Origin of the sequence: Afipia sp. Root123D2 (genome assembly GCF_001425835.1) — a bacterium.
GTDB lineage: Bacteria > Pseudomonadota > Alphaproteobacteria > Rhizobiales > Xanthobacteraceae > Afipia.
The window spans coordinates 364,072-385,905 of record NZ_LMDP01000004.1 but is presented as its reverse complement, the minus strand read 5'-3'; the positions used below and the strand labels follow the sequence as shown (position 1 = coordinate 385,905).

The 21,834-nt window shown below is 64.4% G+C and carries 23 protein-coding genes; 5 read left to right on the top strand and 18 right to left on the bottom strand.

Annotated elements, in window-relative coordinates:
• Positions 1-15: 15 nt before the first annotated feature.
• The 11 genes from ASC80_RS21365 to ASC80_RS24215 form a co-directional block, all read right to left on the bottom strand.
• Positions 16-1,584: a Do family serine endopeptidase gene (locus tag ASC80_RS21365; RefSeq protein WP_056301707.1), complete on the bottom strand. Its 1,569-nt coding sequence runs from the start codon at positions 1,582-1,584 to the stop codon at positions 16-18.
• Between the two features lie 134 nt (positions 1,585-1,718).
• Positions 1,719-2,219, bottom strand: a complete 501-nt coding sequence (locus tag ASC80_RS21360) for a cytochrome c-type biogenesis protein (protein ID WP_056301705.1) — start codon at positions 2,217-2,219, stop codon at positions 1,719-1,721.
• A 4-nt stretch (positions 2,220-2,223) separates the two neighbouring features.
• Positions 2,224-4,206 (bottom strand): heme lyase CcmF/NrfE family subunit, encoded by a 1,983-nt coding sequence (locus ASC80_RS21355; RefSeq protein ID WP_056301703.1) that lies wholly within the window; start codon positions 4,204-4,206, stop codon positions 2,224-2,226.
• Positions 4,203-4,676 (bottom strand): cytochrome c maturation protein CcmE, encoded by a 474-nt coding sequence (gene ccmE / locus ASC80_RS21350; RefSeq protein WP_056301702.1) that lies wholly within the window; start codon positions 4,674-4,676, stop codon positions 4,203-4,205. Before ccmE ends, ASC80_RS21355 begins: the two co-directional genes overlap by 4 nt.
• Before the next feature lie 19 nt (positions 4,677-4,695).
• A complete protein-coding gene (gene ccmI / locus ASC80_RS21345) occupies positions 4,696-5,793 on the bottom strand; it encodes a c-type cytochrome biogenesis protein CcmI (RefSeq protein WP_056301700.1) in 1,098 nt (365 codons plus the stop codon).
• Positions 5,794-5,937: 144 nt separating this feature from the next.
• Positions 5,938-7,329, bottom strand: coding sequence for a hypothetical protein (locus ASC80_RS21340; RefSeq protein ID WP_056301698.1), 1,392 nt, complete (start codon positions 7,327-7,329; stop codon positions 5,938-5,940).
• 109 nt (positions 7,330-7,438) lie between these two features.
• Positions 7,439-8,845, bottom strand: coding sequence for a sensor histidine kinase (locus ASC80_RS21335; RefSeq protein WP_056301697.1), 1,407 nt, complete (start codon positions 8,843-8,845; stop codon positions 7,439-7,441).
• Positions 8,835-9,512 carry a response regulator transcription factor gene (locus ASC80_RS21330; protein ID WP_056301694.1) on the bottom strand — a complete coding sequence of 226 codons (678 nt, stop codon included), beginning with the start codon at positions 9,510-9,512 and terminating at the stop codon, positions 8,835-8,837. The genes ASC80_RS21335 and ASC80_RS21330 overlap by 11 nt, the downstream gene beginning before the upstream one ends.
• 84 nt (positions 9,513-9,596) lie before the next feature.
• Positions 9,597-10,106, bottom strand: coding sequence for a hypothetical protein (locus ASC80_RS24480; RefSeq protein WP_244487330.1), 510 nt, complete (start codon positions 10,104-10,106; stop codon positions 9,597-9,599).
• The gene (locus tag ASC80_RS21320) at positions 10,057-10,818 is read right to left on the bottom strand and encodes a hypothetical protein (RefSeq protein WP_056301692.1); all 762 of its coding nucleotides are present in this window, start codon (positions 10,816-10,818) and stop codon (positions 10,057-10,059) included. The genes ASC80_RS24480 and ASC80_RS21320 overlap by 50 nt, the downstream gene beginning before the upstream one ends.
• A 50-nt stretch (positions 10,819-10,868) precedes the next feature.
• Positions 10,869-11,021, bottom strand: a complete 153-nt coding sequence (locus ASC80_RS24215; protein ID WP_200941224.1) for a hypothetical protein — start codon at positions 11,019-11,021, stop codon at positions 10,869-10,871.
• A 238-nt stretch (positions 11,022-11,259) separates the two neighbouring features.
• Between ASC80_RS24215 and ASC80_RS21310 the strand changes: the two genes are divergently transcribed.
• Both ASC80_RS21310 and ASC80_RS21305 read left to right on the top strand, forming a co-directional pair.
• On the top strand, positions 11,260-11,646 hold the full coding sequence (locus tag ASC80_RS21310; protein ID WP_056301687.1) for an MbcA/ParS/Xre antitoxin family protein: 387 nt from the start codon (positions 11,260-11,262) through the stop codon (positions 11,644-11,646).
• Positions 11,606-12,370 carry an RES family NAD+ phosphorylase gene (locus ASC80_RS21305; RefSeq protein WP_056301685.1) on the top strand — a complete coding sequence of 255 codons (765 nt, stop codon included), beginning with the start codon at positions 11,606-11,608 and terminating at the stop codon, positions 12,368-12,370. Before ASC80_RS21310 ends, ASC80_RS21305 begins: the two co-directional genes overlap by 41 nt.
• 124 nt (positions 12,371-12,494) lie before the next feature.
• Here ASC80_RS21305 and ASC80_RS21300 read toward each other — a convergent pair whose 3' ends face one another.
• From ASC80_RS21300 to ASC80_RS21290, 3 genes are all read right to left on the bottom strand, one after another.
• A complete protein-coding gene (locus ASC80_RS21300; protein ID WP_056301684.1) occupies positions 12,495-12,713 on the bottom strand; it encodes a hypothetical protein in 219 nt (72 codons plus the stop codon).
• A 65-nt stretch (positions 12,714-12,778) separates the two neighbouring features.
• Positions 12,779-14,371 (bottom strand): MDR family MFS transporter, encoded by a 1,593-nt coding sequence (locus ASC80_RS21295; RefSeq protein WP_056301828.1) that lies wholly within the window; start codon positions 14,369-14,371, stop codon positions 12,779-12,781.
• Between the two features lie 267 nt (positions 14,372-14,638).
• Positions 14,639-15,151 carry a YcgN family cysteine cluster protein gene (locus ASC80_RS21290; protein WP_056301682.1) on the bottom strand — a complete coding sequence of 171 codons (513 nt, stop codon included), beginning with the start codon at positions 15,149-15,151 and terminating at the stop codon, positions 14,639-14,641.
• A gap of 355 nt (positions 15,152-15,506) precedes the next feature.
• On the opposite strand from ASC80_RS21290, the gene ASC80_RS21285 reads away from it, so the two are divergent.
• From ASC80_RS21285 to ASC80_RS21275, 3 genes are read left to right on the top strand one after another with little or no spacing between them, the layout of a single operon-like run.
• Positions 15,507-17,795, top strand: a complete 2,289-nt coding sequence (locus ASC80_RS21285; protein WP_056301680.1) for a transglycosylase domain-containing protein — start codon at positions 15,507-15,509, stop codon at positions 17,793-17,795.
• A gap of 16 nt (positions 17,796-17,811) precedes the next feature.
• The gene (locus tag ASC80_RS21280) at positions 17,812-18,390 is read left to right on the top strand and encodes a DUF1214 domain-containing protein (protein ID WP_056301678.1); all 579 of its coding nucleotides are present in this window, start codon (positions 17,812-17,814) and stop codon (positions 18,388-18,390) included.
• Positions 18,387-18,962: a DUF1254 domain-containing protein gene (locus tag ASC80_RS21275; protein ID WP_056301676.1), complete on the top strand. Its 576-nt coding sequence runs from the start codon at positions 18,387-18,389 to the stop codon at positions 18,960-18,962. The genes ASC80_RS21280 and ASC80_RS21275 overlap by 4 nt, the downstream gene beginning before the upstream one ends.
• Positions 18,963-19,114: 152 nt before the next feature.
• Here ASC80_RS21275 and ASC80_RS21270 read toward each other — a convergent pair whose 3' ends face one another.
• From ASC80_RS21270 to ASC80_RS23290, 4 genes are all read right to left on the bottom strand, one after another.
• Positions 19,115-19,756: a TerC family protein gene (locus ASC80_RS21270; RefSeq protein WP_056301674.1), complete on the bottom strand. Its 642-nt coding sequence runs from the start codon at positions 19,754-19,756 to the stop codon at positions 19,115-19,117.
• A gap of 268 nt (positions 19,757-20,024) precedes the next feature.
• On the bottom strand, positions 20,025-20,366 hold the full coding sequence (locus tag ASC80_RS21265) for a hypothetical protein (protein WP_156464483.1): 342 nt from the start codon (positions 20,364-20,366) through the stop codon (positions 20,025-20,027).
• 206 nt (positions 20,367-20,572) lie between these two features.
• The gene (locus ASC80_RS21260; protein ID WP_056301673.1) at positions 20,573-21,301 is read right to left on the bottom strand and encodes a hypothetical protein; all 729 of its coding nucleotides are present in this window, start codon (positions 21,299-21,301) and stop codon (positions 20,573-20,575) included.
• A gap of 90 nt (positions 21,302-21,391) precedes the next feature.
• A complete protein-coding gene (locus tag ASC80_RS23290; RefSeq protein WP_082512701.1) occupies positions 21,392-21,580 on the bottom strand; it encodes a hypothetical protein in 189 nt (62 codons plus the stop codon).
• Positions 21,581-21,834: the final 254 nt, after the last annotated feature.

Genomic DNA, 21,834 nt, shown 5'->3' with positions numbered 1-21,834 from the left:
CCTTTCAGCGCGAGATCAACCCTTCGCGACCGGCACGGCCACGAAGCGCGACGAGTCGCCGGAGCGGACCCGGATCAGCACGCTATTCTTCTTGTCGGCTTTCGCGGACGCAATCGCTTCGCGAACCTGGGCAGGACTGGCAACAGACTTTCCGGCGACCTCGAGAATGACATCACCTTCCTTGAAGCCGCGCTCGGCCGAAGCACTCTGCGGATCAACCTGCATCACGACGACGCCATCCTTGCCGGCACCGGCGACCGATTTCGACGGTGCCAGCGTCAGGCCGAGATTCGGAACTTCATCACCCTGCCCGGACTGGCCGTTGTCGCCCGAGTCGGAATCGGCCTTGGCCTGCTGAGTGTTCGGCAGCTCGCCGAGCGTCAGGTTGATCGTCTTGTCGACGCCCTTGTGGAGCACGTCGAGCTTGATCGTGGCGCCCGGCGCCATGGTGCCGATGGTCCGCGCCAGCTCGCGTGCATCTTTCACCGGATTGCCGTTCACCTGCTTGATGACGTCGCCGGACTCGATACCCGCCTTGGAAGCCGGGCCACCGGCCTGTGGTTCGGCAACCAGCGCGCCTTCAACCTTTTTCAGGCCGAGGCTGTCGGCGATGTCCGGCGTGATCGACTGAATCTGGACGCCGATCCAGCCGCGGCTGACAGTGCCCTTGTCCTTGAGCTGGGCGACAACGCTCTTCACCGTCGAGGACGGAATGGAGAATGCGATGCCGACGCTGCCACCGGACGGCGAATAGATCGCCGTGTTGACGCCGACGACGTCACCATTGGTGCTGAAAGCGGGACCACCGGAGTTGCCCTTGTTCACCGGCGCGTCGATCTGGATGAAATCATCATATGGACCGTTGCCGATATCGCGACCGCGCGCGGATACGATACCCGCCGTCACGGTGCCGCCGAGACCGAACGGATTGCCAACCGCAAGCACCCAGTCACCGATGCGCGGGAGATCGTCGGACAGCTTGGCGAACGCAAAGTCAGTCCGGCCATCGACCTTGATCAGAGCGAGGTCGGTACGCTTGTCGGTGCCGATTACTTTGGCCTTGTAGGTCTTGCCGTCGTCGGTGGTGACCTCGACCTTGTCGGCGCCATCGACCACGTGGTTGTTGGTCACCGCATAACCGTCAGGCGAAATGAAGAAGCCCGACCCCTGTCCGGTGACGATCGGACCGCCATGGCGGCCATGACCGCGACGTCCCGGGAATCCATCCGGACCGCCGAAGCGACGGAAGAAACGCTCCATCGGCGAGCCGGGCGGGAACGGCATATCGTTATCGAAGCTTTCGTTATCCGAGGTCTTCTCGGGAATCTTGACGCGAACCGAAATCACCGAGGGCTTTACGCGCTCGACGATGTCAGCGAAGCCGACCGGCTGCTGGACCTGCCGGACGTCCTTGTTGACCTGCGCATGTGCGGGAGTGGTCAGCACGTCAGTGCTGAAGATGGGAGCGAAGCCATAGGTCGCAGCGCCAAGGCCGGCGACGACCGAAGCCATCAATGCGAATTTGCGGGCCGAGAATATCCGGCGTGACGGCTGGGAGGTGGAGTTGGTGGGGCGGTCAGTCATGAAACATCTCCGGGGCGTGAATCTCGTTAGTGCACGGTCATGCACCTTCAACGCCGAAGATGGAGTTTGCGGCCTTACGGCGCGCTGGCCGGGGAATTAATGTTTTGTAATAATGATACCGCGTGGAAAATCGCTCACACCGGCTTTTCCGCACCCGGTTCGGCGGAAATCAGCTTTTCCAGCCGTGCTTCTTCCTCAGGCGACAGCCCCGGAACCTTATCCAGTGTTTCGGCACCGGCCTTTGATCGCCGCCGATTGAGCCACCATAGTGCTGCGCCGCCTCCGATTAGAAGCAACGGCGACACCAGCCACAGAATCAGCGTGTGGCCTTCGAGGCGTGGCTTCAGCAGCACGAATTCGCCGTAGCGCGCGACGAGAAAATCCATCACCTGCTGATCGTTCTTGCCGGCCGCGATCTGCTCACGCACCAGCAGGCGCAGGTCGCGCGCCAGTGGGGCATCGGAATCGTCGATCGATTGATTCTGGCAGACCATGCAGCGCAATTCGCGCGACAGCGCCCGCGCCCGCGCCTCCTGCGCCGGATCGGTCATGATCTCGTCCGGCTGCACGGCAAACGCAACGGATGGCCCTAACGCCAACATCGCGAAGAACAAGGCGGCGAAAAGATTGTTCATCGTCCTATTCCGCCGGCTGCAAGGCGCGCGGCGCCTTCGCTGGCTTCGGCGCGCCAACGCGCAGGCGGCGATCGGACAGCGACAGTACGCCGCCGAATGCCATCAACACCGGCCCGAACCAGATCAACAGCACCAGCGGCTTGTAGTAGATACGAACCGCAATCGAGCCATCGGTGTGGCTATCGCCGAGCGAGATATAAAGCTGGCTCGCGCCGCGCGTCATCAGTGCGGCTTCGGTGGTCGACGTCCCGCGCGTGGTGAAGCTGCGCTTCGATGGCGCCATCACGCCGACCGGCTTGCCGTCACGGTCGATGGCGAACGTCGCGATCTGCTCGCGGAAATTCGGTCCCTGCTGCTGGGTGACGCCTTTCAGCGTCGCGGTATAGGCGCCGACCCGGGCACTGTCGCCCGCCGACATGTTGGCGATGCTCTCGCTGTTCCATGTGGTTTCGCAGACAACGCCGATCAGCGCGACGCCGAGGCCGAGATGGGCGAACATTGTGCCCCATGTCGAACGCGGCAGGCCGCGCGCGCGGCGGAATGAGATCGACGGCGGCGCGCGGAAAAGATTGGTCCGCTCGGCGAGATCGCTCAACGCGCCGAGAATCACGAACACGGCAAGGCCGATCATCAGCGGCGCCAGAGCGCTGCCGCCGCGCATCCACGCCCAGATCAGCGCAATCGTCACCAGCGCCACGATGCCGGCCATGGTCAGGCGCTGCGCCGCGCCAAGGATGTCTCCGCGCTTCCACGCCAGCAGCGGACCGAACGGCACCGCGAGCAGCAACGGCAGGAACAATGGCGCAAACGTCAGATTGAAGAACGGCGCGCCGACCGAAATCTTGTCGCCGGTCACGACTTCGAGCGCGAGCGGATACAGCGTGCCGACGAACACGGTGGCGCAAGCCGTCGTCAGCAGCAGATTGTTCAGCACCAGCGCGCCTTCGCGCGAAATCGGCGCGAACAGGCCACCCTGCTTCAGCGCCGATGCGCGCCACGCATAGAGCGACAGGCTGCCGCCGATGAAGATGCACAGGATCAGCAGGATGAAAACGCCGCGCGTCGGATCGGTCGCGAAGGCATGGACAGATGTGAGCACGCCGGAGCGAACAAGAAAGGTGCCGAGCAGCGACAGCGAGAACGTCAGGATCGACAGCAGGATGGTCCAGACCTTGAGCGCGTCGCGCTTCTCCATCACCAGCGCCGAATGGAGCAGCGCGGTGCCGGCAAGCCACGGCATCAGCGATGCGTTTTCGACCGGGTCCCAGAACCACCAGCCGCCCCAGCCGAGTTCGTAATAGGCCCAGTACGAGCCCATCGCGATGCCGAGGGTCAGGAATATCCACGCCACCAGCGTCCACGGCCGCACCCACCGCGCCCACGCCGGATCGATCCGGCCTTCGATCAGCGCCGCCACGGCGAACGAGAACGAGATCGAGAATCCGACATAGCCGAGATAGAGCATCGGCGGATGCACCGCGAGGCCGATGTCCTGCAACACCGGATTGAGATCACGGCCCTCGATCGGCGGATTGGCGATACGCAGGAACGGGTTCGAGGTCAGGAGGATGAACAGATAGAATGCGGTCCCGACCCACCCCTGCACCGCCAGCACATGCGCCCGCAGCGACAGCGGCAGATTGTTGCCGAACGCCGCGACCAGCCCGCCGAATAGCGCAAGGATCAGCACCCACAGCAGCATCGAGCCTTCGTGGTTTCCCCACACGCCGGTGATCTTGTAGAGCAGCGGCTTCAGCGAATGGGAGTTCTCGTAGACGTTGACCACCGAGAAATCTGACGTGACGTGCAACGTCACCAAAGCCGTGAACGAAACCGCCACGAACAGACATTGTGCGAGCGCGGTCGAGCGCGCGACACCCATCAGCGCAGGATCGCGCATCCGCGCCCCGACGATCGGCACGAACGACTGGATCAGCGCCAGCGCCAGCGCCAGAACCAGCGCATAATGACCAGCCTCCGCGATCATTTCGCGGCTCCCTGAAGCTCGGTCGCCTTCTTGCCGTAATCATCCTTCCAGTGGCCGTCCTTCTTCAGTTCGTCGGCCACCGCTTTCGGCATGTAAGTTTCATCATGCTTGGCAAGCACGGTGTCGGCGCGAAACACGCCGCCGGCGTCGAGCGCACCTTCCGAAATCACGCCCTGACCTTCGCGGAACAGATCGGGCAGTATCCCCTGAAATGCCACCGGCACCGCGGCCTTGCCGTCGGTGACCTCGAATTTCACGTGAAGCTTGTCGCCGCGCACCAGCGAGCCGGGCTGCACCAGGCCGCCAAGCCGGAAGCGCTGACCTGGCACGATGTTTTTCTCGGCAATGTGCGCCGGTGTCGTGAAGAACACGATGGAATCGCGCAGCGCGTTGAGCACCAGCGCAGCCGCAATCGCCAGCACCGCGAGCGCACCTCCGATCATCGTCAAACGCCGCTGCTTCCGAGTCATGCGAATTCCGTGTCCTTGCTCATCCATCGAGCCCGAGATTCTTGAGGCCGTCATTGAGCTGGCGCAAACGTTCTGGGTCCTTGACCGCGTGGCGGGCGTCGGCGAGCGCGGTTTTCGCCTTGTCGGTGTCGCCGAGAACCATATAGGCACGCACCAGCTTCAACCACCCCTCGACATCGTCGCCATTTTCCTTCAGCCGCGTCGCAAGGCGGTCGACCATGCCGCGGATCATGGTGTCGCGGTCGCCGGCGTTCATGTCCTTGGCGGCGGCGATCGTCTCCTCTGACAGTTTCGGCATCGCCGGACCACCGACGCGCAACAGTGCGCTCTGCACCAACTCTCGCCACGGCGCATCCCGCGGCGCCTTGTCGAGCATCCCGCGCCAGATCGTCGCTGCTTCGTCCTTGCGGCCGTCCTGCTCGGCGGCGAGACCGACAAAATAACGCGCCTTGGCCTCCTCCGGATCGAGTGCGATGGCGCGCTCGAACTCGTTCTTGGCATCGGCGGTGACCACGCCGCCCGCCGCCGCCGCAAGCGCCTCGCCGAAATCGGCGTGGCGCGACGCCTTCTCGCCGTTGTAGGTCACGGCATTCCGGTAGGCGCGGACGGCATCGTCGAAACGGCCGAGTTTCAGCAGCACCGGCGCCAGAACATCCCAACCACGCCCGTCGGCGGGGTTCTTTTCCAGATGGGCTTCGACCTGGGCGACCAGCTTGTCGAGCCGGTCGGTGGCCGCCACCGAACGGGTGCGCTCGGCCAGCGGAAAATCGCCCAGCGTCGGCGAGCCGAGTTCCAAATAGAATCCGGCGGCAATCAGCGGCAATCCGGCGAGCGCGACCACCGCCACGAAACGCCGGAACGGCAGGCTGACCGACGTCGTGCCGGCTTCGGCCTCGGACGCGGCCAGCAGGCGGCGGCTGATCTCGACACGCGCCGCCTCGGCTTCACGCGGCCCGATCAGACCGGCAGCCTTGTCGCGTTCAACCTCTGCAAGCTGGTCCTTGTAGACGGCGGTTTCACGGCCATCGCGGTCGGCCCGGGGCGTGCGCCCAAGCGGCCACAGCACCGCGAACACCGCCGCAACCGTCATCAGCGCGAACACAAACCAGAGGGCCATTCACCAAAGTTCCGTCGGAATGACGCGGCTCCGAAGGCTGGACGGCCCGCGCCGTTGGGGCCGGTTTACACCATGACGGGCGGGTGTGTGCAATTGACAAATGCGGCATAAAAACTGGCGCAAACGGCCGGAAAAACAGCGAAATCAGCTCGCGCGGGGCTGCTTGCGCTCACCGGTGCGGGCCATTTCCGCCGACCGGCTCATCAGCGAGGCATAATCGGGGCCGAACAGCAGGTCGCAGAATCGGATCGCCGCCGCCACCTGCATCTGCCGGAACGCCCTCACCTTGGCGTCGCCGGCGCGCAGCGACTCCACCAGCGCCTCGGTGGCCTTCTCGACGTAGTGCTGGAGGTCGCTGTAGGCCCGCAGGGTAACCTCATTGATCGCCAGTTCGCCCGCATAGGTGCGACAGACCGCGACGAAATCAATCAGGGCCACCGTCTCGTCGACCTCGGAGGCGTCGATCCGGCTGTTGGCGGTGATGTCCTTGTCCGGCCGCTGGCGCAGCAGGCGGCGGACCCGGCCCGGCACGCTTTCAATCTCGGATTTGAGCGAGTCGGAAATCTCGACCCGGATCGAGGCCAGTTGCCGGCCCCACGCGGAATCGCTGCGGATGTCGAGCTCGGTGCGCAATCCGCGAACGCCGTCATGGAGTTTCTTGAGATAGTTCGACGTATTAGTGAACTGCCCGCGCCGGATATCGACGCGCAGTTCGGCGGCCGCGTAAGACAGATCCTGAATCGCCATCGTCACGGCAACGCCATAGGGCGTGCCGGCGACGCGGATTTCATCGTCGGAACCAGCAACGCTAACGCCAAGCCGAATGATCTGCCAGGGCGCGGTCAACCGCTGCATCACCAACGACAGTGCGAACGGCAGCACCTGAGGGGTCTGGAGCGAGGGAAGATTGAGCGCACCGATGACCGAAGCGATCTGGGAATCGCCGAATTGACGGAATCTGGCGGGTAGCCGGACACTCAGCGCATCAAGCGCCTCGCGGGCCTGCAATGCCGCGCCGATCGAGGCGATGTCCTCGACGACATTGGGCCCGCCGATCCGGCTCAGCAGCCGTTGCCGGTCTGCTCCGGCGGCCTGCCCGGCGATGGTGGCGATGGCCTCGCCTGCGGCAGCCTGGATGGTACGGACGGCGCGATCGATCTCCGATGCGGTGGCCTGTTCGCTGGCCAGTGCCGCCTCGAACGTCTGAACCGCGTCCGGGATCCCTTCCCGGCTCAGCCACAGCCACACCGGCGCCAGCGACGAGCGGCGAATGAGGCCCGGCCGCGCCGCCGGGGCGCTGTCGATCAGGAACGATTCCAGCGGATGAAACACCAGCCGTGCCGGGTCATCGGTACGGGGCGTGATGTCATCCGATTGGCGGACCACCGCCCTGAGCTGCTCCAGCACGAAAGTGGCAACGGCAACGTCCTCGCCGCGTTCGATGGCGCGCTCGAACTCCCGCATCAGCAGCGCCTGCGCTTTCGGCGGAAGCTGCGCGAGATAGTCCCTTAGCCGCTCGATCGACGTTTGGCTCATCGGCCCGGACGCTCACCCCAAAGAGCCCCTGAAACCGAGGCCCACCGGGTTTGATAGCCTGATCGCCGTTAATTTCGGGTTGAGGCGGCCAGAGGGGTTCGGAGCGCCCTCACGTCACCACCCCCGGCAGGATCAGTTCCGCTCGCAGACCGCCGATCGGGGCGGTGCCGAGCCGCAGGCTGCCGCCATAAAGCGCGGCAAGATCCGACACGATCGACAGGCCAAGGCCCGAACCGGGCTTGGACTCGTCGAGCCGCTGGCCGCGCTGTGCCACCTGGGCGCGCTCGGTCGGCGACAGGCCGCGCCCGTCATCGTCGACGAAAACGTGGAGGGTCATCTCGATATCGGTCTTACTATCGTGCTCGGCGGTGACCTCGATCTGGATGCGCTGATCGGTCCACTTGCAAGCGTTGTCGAGGAGATTTCCGACCATCTCCTCCAGATCCTGACGCTCGCCGCGAAACCGCGGCGTGCCGCGAATGTCGAGGTCGATGACCAGGTCGCGTTCGCGATGAATTTTCTCCATCGTGCGCGCCAAGGCCTCGATCACCGGCTTTACGTCGGTGATGGTCGCAACCACCGTCAGCCGCGCGGCAATCCGCGCGCGCTCAAGATGGTGCGCGACCTGATCGCGCATCACCTCGGCCTGCTCCAGCACCTTCTTGACGAACGGATCGGAGCCGTGGGTCGCGGCTTCATTGACGATCACCGACAGCGGCGTCTTGATCGCATGGGCCAGATTGCCGACATGGGTGCGGGAGCGCTCGACGATGGCGCGGTTGGCGTCAAGCAGCGCGTTGGTCTCGCGCGCCAGCGGCGCGATCTCGACGGGAAATTTGCCCTCCAGCCGCTCGGCCTTGCCGGACCGGATGTCGGCCAGCGAACGTGTGATGCGCTTGAGCGGCGCGAGGCCGAAACGAACCTGGAAGATCGTCGTCAGCAGCAGCCCGATGGCGAGCGCAACGAAGGTGCCGGCGAGATAATAGTCGAACGCCCGCGTCTCATCGCTGATCTCGGTGGCATCACCGGCGACGGTGACGAGAAATTTGCCGTCGGTGCCGAGATCGACCGGCCGTTCCACCATGCGTAGCCGCTGGTTTTCAGGGCCGGGAACGTAACCGACTCGGACACCCAGCGGGCTGAGATCGATGCCCTTGTTCTCAAGATCGGGAAGTGCCGCATCCCACAACGAGCGCGACGACCGGATTTCCGGCTTTGCCTTGTTGACCGTAGCGATCCGCCAATACCAGCCCGACAGCGGCAATTCGAACAGTGGTTCGCCCAATGCCTGGGCGAGCTTCTCATCGGTCTTGTCATCGGATTTATCGTTGGGATCGTCGGGCGTCGTAACTTCCGCGATCAGCGTGCGCAGATAGAGATTGAGCCGGCGATCGAACGCCCGCTCGACCGACTTCTGATAGACCGACGACAGCGCGACGCCGGTGATCAGAAGGATCGCCACAACCCACGCGGTCGCGGACAGGAAGAGCCGCGTCGCAAGCGAATTAGCGCGCATCGGATGGCGGCGGCGACGCGAGCAGATAGCCGAGCCCGCGCACGGTCTGGATGATGTCGACGTCGAGCTTCTTGCGGATGCGCCCGACGAACACCTCGATGGTGTTGGAGTCGCGATCAAAATCCTGATCGTAGAGATGCTCGACCAGTTCGGTGCGCGACACCACGCGGCCGGCATGGTGCATCAGATAAGCCAGCAGACGGTATTCGTGCGACGTCATCTTGATCGGATTGCCGCCGACGCTCACGCGCCCGGTCCGGGTGTCGAGCATCACGGGGCCGCAGGTCAGTTCGGATTGGGCGTGCCCCGCGGTGCGGCGCAGCAGCGCCCGGATGCGCGCCAGTACCTCCTCGAGATGGAACGGCTTGGCGACATAGTCGTCGGCACCGGCGTCGAAGCCCTGCACCTTGTCGCTCCAGCGATCCCGTGCGGTCAGGATCAGCACCGGCATGGCGCGGCCGTTGCGCCGCCAAGCCTCCAGCACTGAGATGCCATCCATTTTCGGCAAACCGATGTCGAGCACGACGGCGTCATAAGGTTCGCTGTCGCCGAGGAAGTGACCCTCCTCGCCGTCGAACGCACGGTCGACGACGTAGCCGGCATCGGACAGCGCCGTCGTGAGCTGGCGGTTGAGGTCGGGATCGTCTTCGACAACAAGAAGGCGCAAGATGGTCTCCGCAATTTCCTGATCGGCGCGTCAAGATGAACTGGAAACGGGTGAATGCTGCGTGAACGGCGCGTCCGGCCAACCTTACTTTTTTGTCACGACGGCCTTCACCAGCCTGTCTACCAGTCCCGGTGCGTCCTGGCCCGTCGCCCGGCAGACTTTTTCCCGCGTCCGGCCACTGAAATAAACGCCTAACACGCCGAATCTGAAACCCCAATAGGTCACCAGCAGCGTGGCGGAGCTGGCCATGGTGTCGATGGTCTTGATATCGCCGGTCCAAAGTTCGTGGACCAGCACGGTGCAGAGAGCGGCACATTCGAGCGTGAGTTTACCAACCAGCGCGATGTTGCCGACCGCCTCATCCGCGAGCGGCGGCAGTCCCAGCGCCTGTGCGCGAATCCATTCGGCACCGGCGCGCGTCTTGCCCGCCCCGCGCCCGCCGATCAGCAGCCAGGTCAGCCACCGTTCGCCATGGGCTGTGAGCGACGGCGGAATCTGATGCGGCTGCGCGAACAGCGACCAGTCGGCGGTGATAAACTCCGCCTCAACCTCCGTCAGCCTCTCCAGGATGTGCTGCCTTTGCCTCGGCAGCAAGCTGTTCCAGGCGTCGCGCGAGCCGCCGTCGAAATTCGTTGATGTCGCGGGGGACGGCGTCGTCATCCTGCTTTTTCTCCTCGCCGCTCCGCAGTTGCATCACCTCGCGCAAGGTGCGCGCCAGCGACGCCAGCGTGCGGGCGCGGCGTTCGGCCTCGGTGCGCAGCTCCGATTTGACGCGCGTACCGCCGACGATGCGTTCGATCTGCGTCAGTTCGCGCTCGATGGCGATACTGACGCGGCCGAGCATCACCCCGACCGGCGCGGGCGGCGGATCGTCGAGGCGTTCCACCGCGCTGCGCTTGTGGTTCGCAATGGCGTTGCGCGCGCGCCGTTTGGCCGGGCGCCTGTTCGCTTCCGCGATCCGGGCCGCCGCAACCTCGTCCGTGGGATCGGCGACGAGTTCACCGGCCTTCGGGCTGTATCGTTTCGTCGGCGCGGCATCGAACGCCGTCGCCTTCTCGAAGCGCGTTTCCAGCGGCAAGGCTTTCGGCTTTGTCGTTTTCTTTGCGACGGCTTTCCTCGCGGCAACTTTCTTCACAACCGTTTTTTTCACCGCCGGTTTTGCCGCCGTCTTGCGCGGCGCCGTCTTTGCCGTCGTGGGGCGCGCAGTTGTCTTGCGAACGGCCGGCTTGCGAACCGTCTTCGTTACGCGCACGCCTTTGCGGCCCGCGGCAGCCTTGATCCGGCTGGCAGGTTTTGTCGCGATCATGGTGTCAGATGTCCCCCATGGCCGCGGCGGCGCGGCAGCCGGTCACTTCATCAGGTGCGGAAGAACAGGAACCAGACGATAGCGAACACGAAGATCAGCGCGATCGTGCTGATGGTGAGAACCGCGAGCATCGACGGCCCAGGTTCACCCTGCCGCGCCTCGGTCGGCGTTTCGACGATTTGTCCGTGCTCTTTGGTCGGCATGAGCGCTCTCCGGAATTTGGCGCGATCGCATCGCGCAACTGTTCCCAAGAGCAACGCCGGGATGGCGATGCCGTTCCGCAGAACCCAATTGTGGAGCATGTCGCAAACCTACTGCGGGAGCGTCACGGTGTCAAGGCTTTTATTCCTAGGATAATACTCTCTATGAAATATCGTGCATTATCAGCGCCACTTGATTTCCAGTGAAATTTTCTTATTATTATCTTTCAAGGGAAACGAGATGACCCTGCCACCCAAAACCGACAGTGCCTCCGTCAATGAAGGCGCGGTACTCACCAAGGCGATGATCCGCGCCGCCGACCGGCTCGGTGTGTCGCAGAAAATTCTCGCCGCCGTGATCGGCGTGTCGGAACCGGTGGTGTCGCGGATGCGCAAGGGCACCTTCACCATCGAGCGCGCCAGCGGCAAGCCGTTCGAACTCGCCGCCCTCTTCATCCGGCTTTATCGCTCGCTCGACGCCATCGTCGACGGCGACGAGAGCGTCGCCCGCGCGTGGCTGAAGAACGACAACACCGCGCTCCAAAATCGCCCGATCGACCTGATCCAGAAAGTCCAGGGTTTGCTCCATGTCATCCAGTACCTGGACGCAAGACGCGCTCCGATCTAGCGCCACTGCGCTCGACGGCCGCTGCTGGCGCGTGGTCGAAGCGCAGCATCAGGTGTCGACGATGAAAATCACCGACACGCTGGCCGAGCAGACCTTGCTCGAAGACCTGCTCGAGGAAACCAAGCCGCCGGTCCCGCGCGGCTGCGCACATCTGCATTTCCTGTTGCTGACGCCGTTCCGCTACAGCGCGACCAATCCGTTCGGCTCGCGCTTTCGCAAGCCGTTCGCCGAGCACGGCGTGTTCTACGCCGCAGAGCATCCGGCGACGGCGATGGCCGAGACGGCGTTTCATCGCACGCTGTTCTATGCCGAGTCGCCGGCGACGCCGTGGCCCGCCAATCCCGGCGAATACACCGCCTTCGCCTGCGCGTTCCGCACGAAACGCGCCGCCGACATTACGCGGAAACCTTACGCCACTGATGCCGGTCTTACCGCCCTGTCCGATTACACCGCGACCCAGGCGTTTGCCGAGACGGCGCGCGCGGCGGGCTGTGAGGCGATCCGCTATCACTCGTTGCGCGACCCCGGCCACGGCGCCAACATCGCGCTGCTGACCTGCGCAGCATTCACCAAGGCGGAGCCGGTGGCGCGGCAAAGCTGGAAGCTGCATCTCGGCGCTTACGGCGCCCGCGCGATCTGCGATGCCCCGCGCCTGTCGATCGAATACGCGCGCACGGCGTTCGCGAACGATCCGCGGCTTGGCGGGATAAAGTGGGAGCGGTGACGATTCTCAAACTACGAGATGTCACGGACTTGTTCCGGCTATCCACGTCTCGTGATGGCTGCTTAAGACGTGGATGCCCGGCACAAGGCCGGGCATGACAATTTAGAAATCCGAGGGCACCGCCTCACCCGCGTGCCGGGCAGATCCCGACAGCGCGGCGTTCCGTCAGTTTGCTTTCGCAATAGCTGTGGCACACCGGGCCGCTTAGTTTCGCGCATTTCGTCATGCAGCGCTGATAGGTGCAACTGACGCCGCCGGGGCCGACATCGACGCGCGCGACCGGCTCGGGCGCAGGTGCCCCCGCCGCGAACAGATGCACGATCAGCAATCCGGTCTTCCACATCGCCCTGCTCCCGAACAGGAGTGCAGCATCGTTGGGCGTGGAGCGCAACCGGGACGCGCGGAATTCTATTCCGAAAACTCGGTGACCGCGGGTTTGGCCGGTCCGGCCAGCGGGCGTTCTTCCATGATCAGCAGGAAGGTCAGCGCCGACGCCAGCAGCACCGCAGCCGCGACGAACACATAGCGGAACGCGGACACCATATCGGCGGCGGCGATGCCGTGCCCGCCGCTGACGTTTTGCTCGGCACCGATGGTGAGGTTGCCGCCGAGTGCCATCAGCAGGATGGTGGTGAACATCGCGACGGCGAACGACGCCATCAGCGAGCGGAAGAAGTTCATCGCGCCGGTGGCGGTGCCGACCTGTGCGCGTGACACGGCGTTCTGGATCGAGACCACACTGACCGGGAAACAGCTGCCGAGCCCAAGCGCCAGCAGTGACAGCAGCGCCAGCAGCGCCCATAGCGGCATCGGCAACAGGACCGCTATCGCGACCGCGGCAGCCGTCGCGCAACCGCTGCCGATGATCGCGGCCCACTTGTAGTGTTTGGTGTGCATCATGGCCCGGCCGGCGATCCACGCGCCCGGCACCGACATCGCGACGATCGGGATCAGCGCCAACCCCGCCTCGCTGGCCGACAGATGATAAACCACCTCGTAATAGAGCGGCATGTGAACCGTCAGCCCGATCATGGTGCCGATGGCGCAGGCGCCGGCCGCCATCGCATACGGAACCACCGATCCGCCGAGCAGCGGGATCGGCAGGAACGGCTCGTCGGTATTGCGGGCGTGCCAGACGAAGGCGAACGCCATCGCAACGGCCGAGCCGAACATCGCCAGAATCGTCGGCGACGCCCACGCAAAGCGGCTGCCGCCCCATGTCAGCACCAGCATGAACACCACCGCGGACGTCATCAGCAGGAGGCCGCCGATCCAGTCGATCTTGCGGTGGCGATGGAAGGTCGGGATCTTGCCCATCTTCGGCAACAGCAGCGCGAGCGACAGGAGGCCGAGCGGCAGGTTGATCCAGAAGATCACCGACCAGTGCAAATGCTCCGCGAACACGCCGCCGAGGACCGGACCGCCGATGCCGGCCGATACCCACACCGCGCTGAAATAAGCCTGATACTGGCCGCGCTCGCGCGGCGTCACGATATCGGAAATCACCGTCTGCACGATCGGCAGGATGCCGCCGCCGCCGATGCCCTGCAGCGCGCGGGCAAGAATGAGCGTCAGCAGGTTCGGCGCCAGCGCGCACCAAACCGAGCCGACGAGGAACAATGTCAGCGACACGATGATCATGGCGCGGCGGCCGTAGATGTCGCTCAGCGTGCCGTAGACCGGCGCGACCGCCGTCGATGACAGCAGATACGCCGTGATGATCCACGACAGGTCGGAGACGTCGCCGAACTGGCGGCCGATGGTCGGCAACGCGGTGGCGACGATGGTCTGGTCGAGCGCGGTCAGGAACATCGTGAGCATCAGGCTCAGGATGATGGTGTGAACCTCGCTCTTGGAGAGCGGCGCCGGTGGCGCGACCGGCGGCGCGTCGCTCACCTCGATCACTTCGGTGGCGGCGGTCGTCAGGTCTGTGATGTCGTCAGGATTGGACACAGGTTGCCCGTGAGCCATCCCGTGGCCCGGTCGATCGATCTTGTTCATGCAAACTTCGTCAGGGCCTTCCGCCTTGAAGCGGCGACCGCACATATGAAACGGAGTACCACTGACTTAGCGGGTTTTGCCGTGATTCATAAGACACTTGCGCGCATGGGTGCGCCGCGCATGAAGCGCAGCAGGGAACGGAATTGTGATTGGGGTGGGCCGAGCGCCAAATTCAGAGTCGTCCCCGCGCAGGCGGGGACGACGCCGAGTGTGCATCCTGGCGCGTTTGCCTCATCCACAAAAGGTCATCGCCCGAAATCCCACCCCCTACTTCGGCCGCGTCTTGAGCTTGGCGCGTTTCGGCAGCAGGCCCGGCCAGCGCACGATGTGGTCCTCGAGATCGGCGTCCTCGACATCGTCCTCGCTGCCCCACACCCGGCCCTGCACCGACACGCCGGCTTCATGCACCGTGTTGGGATCGCCGGAGATCAGCGGGTGCCACCAGTACAGGTCCCGCCCCTCGGCAACGAGCTTGTAGCCGCAGCTCGGCGGCAGCCAGTTCAGGGTCCGGACGTTCTCGGGCGTCAGACGCACGCAGTCGTGAACTTTCGCGGAGCGGTTGGGATAATCCTTGCAGGCGCACAGCCCGGCATCGAGCAAGGTGCAGGAGATGTGGGTGAAGTAGATCTTGCCGGTGTCCTCGTCCTCGAGCTTTTCGAGGCAGCAGCGCGCGCAGCCGTCGCACAGGCTTTCCCATTCGCTGTCGGACATCTCCTCCAACGTCTTGGTTTTCCAGAAAGATTTGCTCTGGGTCGAGGGCCGCCGGGGCGGAGCTGTCATGAACCGTTCCTTGGCCTTTAACTGGTCCGTAAGCGAAAAGGTCTGTGGTGCATCATGAGGGTTCTAGGAGCGTTGGCGGTCATGGCGCAAGCGGCACCGGCACTGATCACGGGTCACCGGGGGCAAATTCACCGCCATCATCGAAATACCAGCGAGACCATTGGTTTATAAGTCCCGCTCGGCTAGAAGACTGCGGATTCTCCATTGGCGGCGCGGCCCGAATGACCAGCCATTTGCCTTGGGGTTGCCGCAAGAAGCTCGCATGTTTGACCGGCGCTTGAACGTGTCGTTTCAACGTCGCGGCAGACCGGCAGGTTTCAAGGTTTCGGACGCGAATTTTTAGGCAGGAATTGCGGTGCGCCAGATCGTGCCAGAGAAGTGGAAAACGCGGTTCCGGCACTTCCTGCTGGACCTCGACGCGCGCATCGATTCCACGCTGTTTTCCTCCGCCGTCGGCCTGCGGGAACTCTACGAGCGCTACTCCACCTTCATGGACCGCTTCTATGTCGGCCGCTGGAAACGGTGGGTGTTCATCGAACCCCTTTCGGAGGCCGCCACCATCGGTCTCGTCGGCCTGATCCTGATGCTGGCGCTCGCGGTTCCCGCCTTCCGCGAAACCGCCGACGAGGACTGGCTGAAGAAGTCCGATCTCGCGGTGACGTTCCTCGACCGTTACAACAATCCGATCGGCAGCCGCGGCATCAAGCATAACGACTCGATCCCGCTGGAAGAATTTCCCGACAACCTGATCAAGGCGACGCTCGCCACCGAGGACCGCCGTTTCTACGATCATTTCGGCATCGATCTCGCTGGCACCGCCCGCGCGCTGGTCACCAACGCGCAGGCCGGCGGCGTCCGCCAGGGCGGCTCGTCGATCACCCAGCAGCTGGCGAAAAACCTGTTCCTGTCGAACGAGCGCACCATCGAGCGCAAGGTCAACGAGGCGTTCCTCGCGATCTGGCTCGAAACGCGGCTGACCAAGAACGAGATCCTGAAACTCTATCTCGACCGCGCCTACATGGGCGGCGGCACCTTCGGCGTCGACGGCGCGGCGCATTTCTACTTCAACAAGTCGGTGCGCGACGTGAACCTCGCCGAATCCGCGATGCTCGCCGGCCTGTTCAAGGCGCCGACCAAATACGCCCCGCACATCAACCTGCCCGCCGCCCGCGCCCGCGCCAACGTCGTGCTCGACAACATGGTCGAGGCCGGTTTCCTCACCGAGGGCCAGGTGTTCGGCGCGCGGCGCAATCCGGCCGTCGCAGTCGACCGGCGCGACGAGAATTCGCCGAACTACTATCTCGACTGGGCCTTCGACGAAGTGCGCAGGGTCGTGCAGACCTTCCCGAAATCCTACACCGAGCGCGTGTTCGTGGTCCGCACCGCGATCGACATGAACGTGCAGCGCGCGGCGGAAGCGGCGGTCGAGGACCAGTTGCGCCAGTTCGGCCGCGACTATCACGCGACGCAGGCGTCTGTCGTGATCGCCGATCTCGATGGCGGCGTGCGCGCCATGGTCGGCGGCCGCGACTACGGCGCGAGCCAGTTCAACCGCGCCACCGACGCCATGCGCCAGCCCGGCTCGTCGTTCAAGCCGTATGTCTACACCACCGCGCTGCTCAACGGCTTCAAGCCGACCTCCACCATCGTCGACGGCCCGGTGTGCATCGGCAACTGGTGCCCGCAGAACTACGGCCACTCCTATTCCGGCACGATCACGCTGACGCAGGCGCTGACGCGCTCGATCAACGTCGTGCCGGTGAAGCTGTCGATCGCGCTCGGCGGCAAGGCCGGGCCGAAAGCGGGCCGCGCCAAGATCGTCGAGACCGCGCGCAAGTTCGGCATCAAGGCTCCCCTGCCCGACACGCCATCACTGCCGATCGGCGCCGACGAAGTGACCAATGTCGAACACACCGTCGCCTATGCCACCTTCCCCAACAAGGGCAAGGCGGTGGCGCCGCACTCCATTCTCGAAATCCGCACCGGCGCCGGCGATCTGGTGTGGCGCTGGGACCGCGACGGCGTGAAACCGCGTCAGGCAATCCCGGCTTCCGTCGCCTCCGACATGGCAATGATGATGAGCCACGTCGTGTCCGAGGGCACCGCGCGCCGCGCGCAGCTCGACGGCATTCCGGCGGCGGGCAAGACCGGCACCACCAACAATTATCGCGACGCATGGTTCGTCGGCTACACCGGCAATTTCGTCGGCGGCGTCTGGTACGGCAACGACGACTACTCGCCGACCAACCGCATGACCGGCGGCTCGCTGCCGGCGAAGACCTGGCACGAAATCATGGTGGTCGCGCATCAGGGCGTCGAGATCAAAGACATCCCGGGCGTCGGTCCCGGCAAGCCGCTGCCGCAGGTCGCCTCTTCCAAGGCTGGCGCGAACGGCGCCGAGATCAATCCCGGACCACCGCCGATCCTGACACGGCGCGGCGCCAACATCCTGGTTCGCGTCGAGAAGATGCTGGACGAAGCCGCGAAGACCGCGGGTGCGGCCCCGCCTCCGGCCGGCCCCAACGGCAAGACGACGTCGGCAAAACCGGCCGGCGCGTCGGCTTCGACGGCGCTGACCTTCCCCGACAGCTTCGCGGCGGCGACGCCCGGCGAAGCAGCGGACGCGAAGCGGTCCGCGCAATGATGATGGCGGTTGTCTCGTGCGATTGATCGGCGTCTGCGTCCTCGTTCTGGTGATCGCGACCGTGGTCGGCCTCGGCACGACATGGATGACGGCAACGCGCGGCGTCGATGTCGGCACCGTTACCATCGGCGCGTGGACGGCGCGGCCGAAATCCGGCACCAGCGACATCGATCCCTATTCGCGCGCGGCGATCGCGCGCTCCGGCGAACTTCCGATCGGCACCGGCGACGGCGTGACCTTCCTCGCCAAGGCTGACGCCACCGGCAAGCGCCTCGACGGCAATTGCGACGTCACGGTGAGCGGCGTCACGCCCGCCGCGCGGTTCTGGACACTGACCGTCTACGACATGAAGGGCCGACTGGTCGCCAACTCGCTGCAGCGCTACGGCTTCACCAGCGAGGAAGTGGTGCGCGGCTCGAACGGCTCGTTCGAAGTGCGGATCGCCGCCCGCGCCCGCGCCGGCAACTGGCTGCCGACCGGCGGCATCGACCGCTATCAGCTCGCGCTGCGCTTCTACGACACGCCGGTCGGCGCGGCGACGCGCACCCAGAAAGACGCGCCGATGCCGGCGATCACCACGGTGGGCTGTCCATGATCCGCTGGCTGTTCGCAATCCTCGGCGGAATCCTGCTCGGCGGCGTTGTCCACCTCGTCAGCGTGCTGGCGTTGCCGCGCATCGCCTCGCAGGACGCCTATTCGCGGCTCGATCCGATCACGCAGCTCAACGCGGTGACGCAACTGCCGGCCGCCGAGCCGAACACCGCGCCGATACCATTCATGGATCCGGCGTTCGCCGTCGCGGTGTGCAAATACGACCTGAGCGGCGGATCGCTCAAGCTGCGGGTGCCGGTCAGCCAGGCCTATACGTCGGTGTCGTTCTATACCCGCGGCGAGATCGCCTATTACGCGATCAACGACCGTTCCGCCGGGCGCAAGGTGATCGAACTCGATCTGATGACCGAGGCGCAGCACGCCGCTGTGCCGGAGGACGAGGATATCACCTCCGCCGACCGGCTGATTATCGATTCCCCGACCGACACCGGGCTGATCGTGATGAAGGCGCTCGCCGCCGAGCCGAGCCTGATGGCGCAAGCCCGCGCCTCGCTGCAGGCGTCAAGCTGCAAGGTGCAGCCGCCCGACGCTCCCGCCCCGCAGGTGAAGCGGTAGGCTTTGCTGCTGCGATTTCCGTATCCAGGGCGCAATGCAGCGTGCAACGCTGCTTTGCAGACCCCGGACCATTCCAGATTCGGAATATGAAACGGCCCCGGATCAGCGGAGCGGCGTGAACAACGCCGCACCGCGTCCGGGGCACAAGCTCCTTAGTCCTGCGCAGTCGCCGCCAATGACGCGAGTTGCGGCCACACCTCCAGCGTGCCGCGATAGATCATGTCGCCCGCGACATACAGAATAACCGCGAGGCCGACATAGGCGATCCAGCGGTGGTTGTGCAGCAGCCTGGCGATGAACGTCGCCGCGACGCCCATCATCGCGATCGACAGCGCAAGCCCGATCACCAGAACATACGGATGCTCGCGCGCGGCGCCCGCCACCGCGAGCACGTTGTCGAGCGACATCGAGACGTCGGCGACGATGATCTGCCACGTCGCCTGCGACAGCGTCTTGCGCGGCGCGCCGTCCAGCTTGCCCGGATCGATCTCGCCGCTGTCATGGTGGTTGGCGCGCAGTTCGCGCCACATCTTCCAGCAAACCCACAGCAGCAGCAGGCCGCCCGCGAGCAGCAGGCCGACGATCTGCAGCAATTGCGTGGTGAGACCGGCGAATACGATGCGCAGCACGGTCGCCGCGATGATGCCGATCAGGATTGCCTTGCCGCGCTGCTCTTTGGGCAGACCGGCAGCGGCAAGACCGATCACGACGGCGTTGTCGCCGGCGAGAACGAGATCGATGATGATGACTTGAACGAGTGCAGTAAGAACTTCATGTGTGATGAGGTCAAACATAAAACCGGGCTTCCCTTTTGTTGAAGGGAGCGGCCTTTCGCATCAGGCAAATGATCCGGCACCGAAACGTGTGCACGCGGCATCAAGCATGATGACACCAAAATGCGCCGTGCACCCGGCGTCGTCGATCGAAAAAGGGCCACTCCAACTGAATTCCAGTCCGACATCACAGCCACTTGGCTGCCAGAGGGGCCCGGCCTGGTCGTCTGGCGCGCGATCGATGAGATCGTGCGCGATTTCAATGACTGGTCTCGTCTCCTTCTTTTCTTTACTGCGAGGTCTGCTGGCGTTCGAACAGATGCTCGAACAACAGCGCGACGTTTTCAGGCTCGCCGAACACCGATGCGGCACACCCGGTCAGAACCAGGCCTCCGGCGACATCCCACAAATTCAGATCCTGCGACGCCGGCTCGGTCCTGACCATGAACGCGAGTCCCGCAGAAACCGCAGCGCCCGTAAACAACAGCACGCTGAGCGCCGCAAGCACCAGATCGGGATCGAGCGCGCGCACGATGATCAACGCGGGCACGCCGATGGCGACACTCAGCAGCACCAGGATGCTGAATGATTTCGTGGGACTGAATTTGCCGAACGAAAAGCCATTCATCATGGAACCCGCCTCGCCGCACGATTACGATCAGGCTTGAAAGCGAAACACCCGATGGCGCGTCGGCACAACGTGACGTTCCGCCGCATCAGGCACCGGCTACCTTGCGACTCGCGCATTCGTAATCATGGAACCTGTTCGGTGCGCCGCCCAGCTTCTCCCTCCCTCCTGCGGGAGAGGTGAAGACGCATCCCGTGATGATGGCGAATTTACCCGCCGACCCGCAGCACCTTGCCGACGACAGGCGGTGCGGAGGTCCATGCGGAGGCCGCACGCGACGCCAGTTCGCGGATCAGGCGATCGGCGTCGGCCGCCATCGGATCAGGCGCGTGAATGGCCAGACGCTCCAGCGCCCAGCGATACGACGCGACGCGCTGTTCCAGCACCTGCTGCGTCCATTGCACAACCAGCACGTTCTCGCGCATTCGCGCCTGGGCGTCGTCATACTCGCGCGGCGACAGGGCGGAGACATATTTCATCGCTTCCTGACGCTTGATGTCGAGATCGTTGACCTTCATCGCCACAGGAACGAACTGGTCGAGCATGGTGAAGTCGTTGCGCACGTCCTCGATCAGCCCGCCATAGGCCGACGCCTGCGAGCGATGCGGCTCGTTGATCATGCGGCGGCCATAGGCGGTGGGATCGAACACCACTGTCTGCCGCCATGGCGACGGGATCACCTGATAGTCGCCGAACACCGCCTTCCACGCCGGGCGCGAATGGGGCGGCTGGATGAAATAGTAAGCGAGGTCGCGCAACTGGCGCTCGAGATCGGTGAGCTGAAATTGAGACGGCCGGCCGCCGAGGCTTTCAGTCGCCTCCGCGCCGACCCATTTGTGCATGTCCTGATGATAGAAGGTGTCGCGCGTCCGCCCGAAGTCGCCGCCGTTGCAGCCGAGGCCGGCGATGATGGGCAGCAGGATCAGCGCGTTGCACATGATGGAATCGGTTTCAGCCGGTTGCGGTTGATCCGCGAAAATATTCAGAACGCAGTTTCGGCGCGCGATGCGCGGCGAACGTGTCGACGGTCAGGAGCGCGCCCGGCGGCGGCGGCGGCGGCCTGCGGTTCCTTCTTCAGGTCCGTGCCCGTCGCTGGCTTCGCCATAACGCTCGATCCGGATCACGGGGAGGATCATGACGGTGGCTGTGCCCTCGCGCGGCGTCTGGTCCGTGCGCCGCGACGCCGCATCCGTGGGAAACTCAATAACGGTGCCCATTTTGCCCCTCCTCGCCGCCCGGCTCACGGCCTTCGGCACCCGGTTATTAAGAGCAGGCATGGTTAATGGGGCCTTAATAACGACAACACCCGCTCGGGGTGGTGGTGGCAGTGGATGAGGCCGACGGTCTAAAGGATGAAGGTGATTTGTTCTGGGGGTGCATGAGTACCCTCATATTTGCATAGCGAGGGGTATGGTGTGAGTCGGATCGAATCTGCTTATTGGGTGGGACATCCGGCCGGGACTTAAGATGC

Coding starts and splice junctions, on each gene's coding strand:
- ASC80_RS21365 (WP_056301707.1), bottom strand. CDS start 1,584: ATGACTGACCGCCCCACCAACTCCACCTCCCAGCCGTCACGCCGGATA.
- ASC80_RS21360 (WP_056301705.1), bottom strand. CDS start 2,219: ATGAACAATCTTTTCGCCGCCTTGTTCTTCGCGATGTTGGCGTTAGGG.
- ASC80_RS21355 (WP_056301703.1), bottom strand. CDS start 4,206: ATGATCGCGGAGGCTGGTCATTATGCGCTGGTTCTGGCGCTGGCGCTG.
- ccmE (WP_056301702.1), bottom strand. CDS start 4,676: ATGACTCGGAAGCAGCGGCGTTTGACGATGATCGGAGGTGCGCTCGCG.
- ccmI (WP_056301700.1), bottom strand. CDS start 5,793: ATGGCCCTCTGGTTTGTGTTCGCGCTGATGACGGTTGCGGCGGTGTTC.
- ASC80_RS21340 (WP_056301698.1), bottom strand. CDS start 7,329: ATGAGCCAAACGTCGATCGAGCGGCTAAGGGACTATCTCGCGCAGCTT.
- ASC80_RS21335 (WP_056301697.1), bottom strand. CDS start 8,845: ATGCGCGCTAATTCGCTTGCGACGCGGCTCTTCCTGTCCGCGACCGCG.
- ASC80_RS21320 (WP_056301692.1), bottom strand. CDS start 10,818: ATGATCGCGACAAAACCTGCCAGCCGGATCAAGGCTGCCGCGGGCCGC.
- ASC80_RS24215 (WP_200941224.1), bottom strand. CDS start 11,021: ATGCCGACCAAAGAGCACGGACAAATCGTCGAAACGCCGACCGAGGCG.
- ASC80_RS21310 (WP_056301687.1), top strand. CDS start 11,260: ATGACCCTGCCACCCAAAACCGACAGTGCCTCCGTCAATGAAGGCGCG.
- ASC80_RS21305 (WP_056301685.1), top strand. CDS start 11,606: ATGTCATCCAGTACCTGGACGCAAGACGCGCTCCGATCTAGCGCCACT.
- ASC80_RS21300 (WP_056301684.1), bottom strand. CDS start 12,713: ATGTGGAAGACCGGATTGCTGATCGTGCATCTGTTCGCGGCGGGGGCA.
- ASC80_RS21295 (WP_056301828.1), bottom strand. CDS start 14,371: ATGAACAAGATCGATCGACCGGGCCACGGGATGGCTCACGGGCAACCT.
- ASC80_RS21290 (WP_056301682.1), bottom strand. CDS start 15,151: ATGACAGCTCCGCCCCGGCGGCCCTCGACCCAGAGCAAATCTTTCTGG.
- ASC80_RS21275 (WP_056301676.1), top strand. CDS start 18,387: ATGATCCGCTGGCTGTTCGCAATCCTCGGCGGAATCCTGCTCGGCGGC.
- ASC80_RS21270 (WP_056301674.1), bottom strand. CDS start 19,756: ATGTTTGACCTCATCACACATGAAGTTCTTACTGCACTCGTTCAAGTC.
- ASC80_RS21265 (WP_156464483.1), bottom strand. CDS start 20,366: ATGATGAATGGCTTTTCGTTCGGCAAATTCAGTCCCACGAAATCATTC.
- ASC80_RS21260 (WP_056301673.1), bottom strand. CDS start 21,301: ATGTGCAACGCGCTGATCCTGCTGCCCATCATCGCCGGCCTCGGCTGC.
- ASC80_RS23290 (WP_082512701.1), bottom strand. CDS start 21,580: ATGGGCACCGTTATTGAGTTTCCCACGGATGCGGCGTCGCGGCGCACG.